The organism is Shewanella sp. 11B5 (genome assembly GCF_002836795.1).
GTDB lineage: Bacteria > Pseudomonadota > Gammaproteobacteria > Enterobacterales > Shewanellaceae > Shewanella > Shewanella frigidimarina.
The window spans coordinates 1-7,688 of record NZ_PJAP01000385.1; the positions used below are offsets into that span (position 1 = coordinate 1).

Here is a 7,688-nt window from a genome sequence, read left to right on the forward strand (position 1 = left end):
AGAAAGACAAGTTCTCCCTCTTTGAATAATAGGCTAATCGTTAGTTATCATAGACGGATTTTTGTTGTTGCGGTGCGAGTATCGTTATCACTATTAAGATCGCCTTCAGCTGTCACCGTCGCCGTCCAGCTAACAGCGGACGTTCTGATGATGTTGGCTGTCCAACTTGCATTTAATGAAATCGTATCTCCTTCAGCCAAGTCGCTGAAAGCCATCGGCGGCAGTTCAATAACCACGCCTTGGTTAGTGACTCCTGTAATGGTTACCTCACCACTGACACTGCTGGGTTTAAGATTGCTCACATCAACAACCATTGCAACCGTTTGATTAAAGGACACTGTAGCTGATGCTGCAAAAGCAGTCAGTGCAACATCGACATCAGTATTCACCACAGGAACTTCGCCTTCATATTCGATAATGAGCTGTGCGTTATATAAGGCTGTTGATTTACTATCACCCTTAATGTAAACCGCAAGGTCAAAATCTGACGTCATCGGTAAACCATTGCTGGTAACCGCCGGTTCGCCGTCCTCAGTGACAATTGTGACATACTCATTTGCAGTCACATCAACCCAACCTCTACTGGTTGCCAGCGGAGATATTTCTCCCTCTTCCCAGTCAAGTAAATTGATCACTGTCGTTGTTGGCGTACCTACTTCATACTTAATATTTTCTTTGGCAAAAGGCGGCGCGCTACATTCAATCAACGGGATCTCTAGCCCAGGCAAGTCTTGACCAAACTTATTAGGTTTAAGTCTCCAACGGGGGCCTGAGACAAGCTCACCGAGTGACGCATTTGGCAGTGCACTACCGATGAAATCCTGAACTTTTGGATCAGGATTGGCATCATAAGACCATTCAAATGGGTCACGATTGATGGTGGTATAGTAAGCATTAGAATAGCCACCAGCGAGATCTGATGAGAAAGCATAAGGGTGCTCTGCAGCGCTTTCACCTGGTGTAGCCAAAGGATCCAGTGCTTTAGGGGTATTCTTTAATATTGTACCGACACCGATAAAGGATGGATCGAAAGCGCCACTTTCAGTATCGATTATATCGCTGTCGCCTTCATAACACGGGACCGTACTTTTCCATACCGCTGCATCACCATCACCTTCAATTCTATAGGAAGGTTTACGCCCTGTTGCAGCTTCGTTTTCCAAGTCTTCTGGACGAAGTTGGTCATTAGGGTTATTGGTGATCCAGTGGTTAACCACAAGCTCAGCACGTGTAACGACAAAGTTTTCTGTGGATGTTTTCCATTCTTCAGGGAGTGCCAACTGGGCATACATGCGGATATCGTTCGGCCGTTTATGTATTCCGCCCCAACCATAAAGAGGCTTACCATCATCTTTAAGCTGCACGGAATAATCACTGCTTAAGGCGATGTTATCAAGCATGTTGGTCTTGTCGTTAGGAAACATTTGGCACCCTTCAGGCTGACCATCTGTTTCACAGGGTATCGCATTGGTTAGGCGATGGTTTGGCTGTCCACCCACTAATACCTGGACATTGTCATCTAGTGGCGCGTTAGCACAGTCATACGATAGAGTGCCGTCCGGGGTTGATATCGTTGCTTGTGTACCATCTGGGCTGGCAAAAAAGTATGGGATAGTCTCATAACAACTGAGCGCATGCTCCATAACGGTATAATGCTCTGTTTCACATTTTACCGAGGTACCACCAAGCCCCTGACACCATGTTCCCAATGGTGGTTTTACCTTGTATTTTTCGGTGGCAGCATTCGCAACTTGAATACCAATCACCCCTCCGCCTTCGTCAATATTACCAACGAATCCTTCTAGGTAATCACCATTACGCGCTTTGGGCTGCGCGCCTAGAAAATCAACCACATAAAAGCCAAACTCGCTATCCACTGGATATAACATCACCCCCGACTTGTCGAGAAGCGCTGGATTATCATCAGGACAACTCACTGGGCCAAGACCACAAATGATCGTTTGATCGTCTGCGAAGGTCACTCCATTCAACCCTCCCAGTACGTCATTAACAGAAAACACATGCACTGGCGATTCATAAGCCACCGCATTTCCTATTGAAGCCAGCAATGCTAAAGAGATAGCAAGGGCAATTGGCCTTTTATTAAAGTATTTAACAAATAACATAACAACCTCCTGTAATTATTGTTGGGGTTAAACTAGTTAGACATAACGACCTCCTGGATTTATTTTTAACCTAAACACGTTAACTCTGCTTCAACACCTACACGCACTGCAAATTGACAACAAATGTCGTCAATCAATAAAAAACTGACGGCAAGTAAGCAATAAGTAGTACATTATTTTTGTAACCACACGATGCTATATCTTACTTTTACAGCACTCGAGATATTTACTTTTGCACCTGTTATTAACCATAGAAAAACCATGGTTAAATTCAAGAGGCAAAAAACCATGAAAGTAGCGTTAAACACGTTTTTGGCGAGGGAAACCCTTCAACATCAACCTATTAAAATAATACGGGGTCAGATCAATAAAAAGTCATATTTTCACCTATATTACTCAATAGCTTAGCGTCATCATCCTTTAGAATGACGCCTAAATAAAAATTGAGAAATCAGCCCGAATAGGCTGTATTGGCTAGTAACATAGAAATGAATCAGGCGATGATGTAATGGAGACAAAAACCACGTTTTAGATACTACCAAAAGGTAATATTGATGAAAAAACAGAGTAATTCGAACGAATAAATCAGACTAAATAATTATTATTTTTTATAACTTATAATAATTATTACCTACAAAGTGATACTAACGCACCATAAGATATGGCACGCATTGTTAATGCTCAAACACTCACTTTAGATGGCAAAAATCATGGCTATTTTGCTGTTTGAAACATTGAACAAAAGAGCAAGCTTAGTCATCCACAATGGTTGATTGGGTAAAAAGATGCCATTAGTACTTCCCCATATAAAATAAATGCATCCAACATTTAAAGCCTAATAGGCCAAGTAAAAGCACACCAGGGAGAAATAAACTGTCAACGATGGCAGTGCATTTAAGATCCAACACTTAATCAGCACAGCAAATTATTCCCTTGCTGATTAACATAAAACGCCTACTACAGATTTATACCGATACTATTGCTGATTCTAATTAGGTAGACCGCTATCTAGTCAGAAATGAGCTTCAAACGATACCGTTGAATCTTCATAAAAGGCTACCGTAATCAATATTTAAAGGGTGATGTAATTAGTGATAAAATGAAGAGAATTATTTTGTTAACTGCATTACTGACTGAGAGATAATAAACAACATCATGGTATTACCTGTACTCTATTCGTTGAGAAATTGTCCTTACGCAATGCGCGCTAGACTGGCCATTTATGCATCTAATCAGCAAATAAACCTGCGCGACTTAGTGCTAAGTAACAAGCCTGCCGAAATGCTTACGGTGTCGCCCAAAGGTACAGTGCCAGTTTTAGTCACCGCAGATAATGAAGTCATCGATGAAAGTTTATCAATCATGCTATGGGCTTTTTCACAAACAGACCCTGACGATTACATTAGTCAAGCAACACCAAACGCGTTAGCTGAAATGTTAGCGGTTATTGCAATATTTGATAATGAATTCAAAGGACATTTAGAGAAATATCGCTGCTCCAAACGTTACCATGAACCGTCGCTTGTAGAAGATAGACAACAATGTGAGCGTTATCTTGCGGACCTCGAATCAAGGCTTTGCCAGCACTCATATTTAATGTCTGACCAACCAAGTTTGACTGATTTAGCATTAATGCCGTTTATTCGTCAGTTTGCCAGAGTTGAGCGACAATGGTATTTACAATCCCCCTACCCCAAATTACGACAATGGCTTAATCACTATTTACAGAGCCGAATGTTCAGCAAGGTGATGGTACAAAACCCAATGTGGTTAGACTCAAAACAAGAAGTTGTTTTTGGGGCTAATGTATAAGGCTGGCTTGATGAGCCAGTCATAAAAAATTGCAGCGACAACATTAAAATACCTCGCCTCAGAATATGGACTAACAACCGTCTAAAATAAAAATCATCTAAGTTAAACGTCACCTAAGATAAACGTCATCTAAGATAATAATCGGTGGTCTATTAAGCTTGTGCATCGCAGAGTAAGTTGGCGTAACGTTCCATTGGAATACTCATTTGCTCTTGTAACGCTTTGCCTTTCGCCAGTAGCTCGTGTCTTTTTATCGCAGGAATATCGTTTTTGAATGCAAGCACGATTGTATTGCCGCTTTCGACGTCAAAACTGAGTAATCGATTTTCAAATTCGAGCGCGAGTAATTCATCTAACTCTTGGCGTAATTCAGCTGACGTATGCCAGATATTGAGCACCAAAACCCCTTGCTGATTGAGTGCATTTTTACAATCGTGTAAGTAGGATGATTGTACTTGTTTCGGCTCCATACCTTGTGAGTTGTATAGATCTGAAAAGATAATATCGCTTTTAATGTCGGTGTTTTTTATGTAATTCACCGCATCGTCTATATGAATAGCAAGACGTTCAGTTTCTGGTAAGTAAAAAAACTCTTTCGCAGCCTTCGCGACTGCTTCACGGTATTCAACCGCGTGCACCTTCAAATCGACGAAACTACTGAGTAATATTTTAGCCATTGAACCTGCACCCAGCCCCATGATTGTGGCTGTTGTTACTGCGGGAATAAAAAATAAACCGGCCATCATGGCTTGGGTGTAACCTAGATGTAATCCATTAATATCATTGATTTTCATGCAGCTTTGATAGATTTTTCCATCAAAGCTGAGAATGCGGCTGTTTCTTGTTTGATAAACATAAATGGGGCCGTGCTCATCTGCTGTAGATGAAATGCAGGTTCCTTTGATATCCATGGTATTTTTGATACCTCTTAAATAAGGGTATGTAGCGGGTAAGGCAGTATAACGGAAAATAAGCTCAGGTCTTTGTTATTGATTTTTATCGTTTAATAAATGAAAGTATTTAGTAAGTAGCCACTTTTATTTGCTATCGTTATCACGCAACAAAGTATGACACTTCATGCTACAGAGTATGAGTTTTAGATCAAAAATATCTGGTTTACAAAAATGAATCTTCCACCGTTAATTTAACATTAGTCGCTTTTTATCCGTCATCAAGCTTATGCGAAACATCTTCCCTATCATTAATGTCTATCGCTAATATCTAACCTAGTAATCTCTAACCTTGCTGTGTTTAACCTTGTTATACCTTACAGCAGGCTAAATCGACTCCCCCTGCTCATGCGCGACTCTTTATCAAACTTGCTGTGACTGCTTTACGCGTTTGAATTAAGGTATATCCGCCACTTAATACCACCAACAGGCTTCCAAGAAGGGTCGCTAAATCTGGTGACTCTCCAAATATAAATATCCCCAAACCTAAGGCAAATAATAAACGCGTATAACGAAAAGGAGAAATAACCGATACATCGCCAGCACGCATAGCAATTGTGAGGGCATTATACGCCATCACCCCAAACACAATTGCACCGATAATTTGCACTGCGGCGGTAGAACTAAGTTGTAATGGCTCGTGTTGGTATAACTGTATTGCAATGCCAGCTGGGATTAACACAAAAAATCCATATACCCCAAGTTGCATATTAGACAACACCGGTGAAGCTGCGCGAGTGGCTAAATCGCGGCCCGCAAAACCTAAGGTCGCCACGACGGCAAATAAAGATGTTGCTTCAAAGCCATCAAGGCCGGGGCGAATGATCATCAGCACACCACAAAAACCAACCAATACAGCAATCCAGCGTTTAAAACCCACTTGTTCACCAAACAATAAGGCTGCACCTATCATTGCGATTAATGGCGTGGCTTGCAAAATGGCCGATGCACTCGATAAAGGCGTTAGCGTAATAGCCAATGCAAAACAGAATCGACCCACGACTTCGCAAACTGCACGTATGAGTATTGGCTTGGACATCAGTGCTGGGTGTAAAATTGTTTGCCCTTTACGCCAAGTCAGCAGCATAAAAATCAACATTCCGCCTAATCCAAATAACGCTAAAATCAGACCAATAGAAGTGGTTTCGGCAGCCGATTTAATCAACATGTCTTCAATAGAAAATGCCGCCATAGCAGCAACCATAAAAAGGCTACCTTTAGTATTATTCAAAATAACTCCAACAATGGGTCGATTGTATCCAGCTGAAAAAGCGGAAAAGCAGACGTACTCAGCCGATAAAAATATAAGCCGGCAATGGTATCACTCACCATATGCTATCGAGAAAACATCATTTGTTTACAACTGTGTCTAACTTGAACTTGAACTTGAACTCAACTTTACACTTGAAGAGCTTGTCACAAATAAGACTATTTCAACTACGCCAGTACTTATGACTCAGCTATTTATTGATTCACTCGTTGTCGCGTGTTGTCTCTACTTCACTTTTAAGTAGATAGCCCATCAATATTAAAGCCCAGTGCGATAACTCAACACTGGGCTTTAATGATTACACGCAAAATATCAGTTTATGGCTTCATGTAACTCTTGATACATCAACTCACGCATCTTAAATTTTTGAATTTTTCCCGTCACAGTCATTGGGTATTGGTCAACAAACTTGATGTAGCGCGGCACTTTAAAATAGGCAAATTTTTCGGTTAAAAAGTGGCGAATATCGTCTTCGGTGATATCGGCATTGGCGCGGACTTTAATCCATGCGCATACCTCCTCGCCGTATTTGTCACTCTGTACTCCAAACACGGCTGCATCCTGCACGTCCTTATGGCTATAAAGTTTCTCTTCAATTTCTCGTGGATATATATTTTCACCGCCGCGAATAATCATGTCTTTAATGCGGCCAACAATTTGCACGTAACCTAACTCGTCCATTTGGCCAATATCGCCCGAATGTAACCAGCCTGCGCTGTCGATGGTTGCAGCGGTTTTGACTGTATCATTCCAATAACCTTGCATGATGCAGTAACCTCGGCTGCACACTTCACCGGGCTGACCAATAGCAACCACGTCGCCAAATTCATTGACGATTTTCACTTCAGTATGCGGCAATGCTCGGCCAACGGTGAGCACTTGCTTTTCGATTGGGGAGTCAATTTCAGTAATGTGATTTAACGGGCTGCACTCGGTTTGTCCGTAACCAATTAGTACTTCTTTCATGTACATTAACTCTTGTACTCGGCGCATGACTTCTTCGGGGCATGTGGCGCCCGCCATAATGCCAGTGCGCAATGAGCTAAGATCAAACTGGTTAAATTGTGGATGTTCTAATTCAGCAATAAACATAGTCGGTACGCCATGTAGAGCAGTACAACGCTCTTGTGCGACCACTTGTAAAGTGGTGAATGGGTCAAAAGATTCACCAGGATATACCGCCGCCGATGCATGAATAATACTGGATAAACTGCCTAACACCATGCCAAAACAATGGTATAGCGGTACAGGGATGCATAACTTGTCGGCTTGAGTAAAGCCCATAGCATCTGCGACTAAATAGGCATTATTTAAAATATTATGATGTGATAACGTCGCGCCTTTGGGGCTGCCTGTGGTACCTGATGTAAATTGAATATTAATCGAATCATGAGTATCGAGAGAGTCAGCAATGGTGGCCAACACATGTTGAGCTTCGTCGTTAACCTCCAGCAGAAAATCATTAAAATTGAGCATACCGGGAGTACGGTCGGTGCCCATTCGAATAACAAACTCAAGCTGAGGCAGTGC

Annotated in this window: 5 protein-coding genes; 1 reads left to right on the forward strand and 4 read right to left on the reverse strand. The window is 41.8% G+C overall.

Annotated elements, in window-relative coordinates:
- Nucleotides 1-47: 47 nt before the first annotated feature.
- Nucleotides 48-2,126 (reverse strand): hypothetical protein, encoded by a 2,079-nt coding sequence (locus tag CXF78_RS08850; protein ID WP_102036544.1) that lies wholly within the window; start codon nucleotides 2,124-2,126, stop codon nucleotides 48-50.
- A gap of 1,155 nt (nucleotides 2,127-3,281) precedes the next feature.
- Here CXF78_RS08850 and CXF78_RS08860 point away from each other — a divergent pair.
- Complete coding sequence (locus CXF78_RS08860; protein WP_102036546.1) at nucleotides 3,282-3,938, forward strand: glutathione S-transferase; 657 nt, start codon at nucleotides 3,282-3,284, stop codon at nucleotides 3,936-3,938.
- 152 nt (nucleotides 3,939-4,090) lie between these two features.
- On the opposite strand, the gene CXF78_RS08865 is transcribed toward CXF78_RS08860, so the two are convergent.
- The 3 genes from CXF78_RS08865 to CXF78_RS08875 all read right to left on the reverse strand — a co-directional run.
- A complete protein-coding gene (locus CXF78_RS08865; protein WP_102036547.1) occupies nucleotides 4,091-4,849 on the reverse strand; it encodes a spermine/spermidine synthase domain-containing protein in 759 nt (252 codons plus the stop codon).
- A gap of 385 nt (nucleotides 4,850-5,234) precedes the next feature.
- Entirely contained in the window at nucleotides 5,235-6,092 is an 858-nt protein-coding gene (locus CXF78_RS08870; protein ID WP_102036548.1) for a DMT family transporter, read from the reverse strand.
- Nucleotides 6,093-6,470: 378 nt separating this feature from the next.
- A partial coding sequence (locus tag CXF78_RS08875; RefSeq protein WP_102036549.1) for an AMP-binding protein occupies nucleotides 6,471-7,688 on the reverse strand: 1,218 nt, incomplete at its 5' end.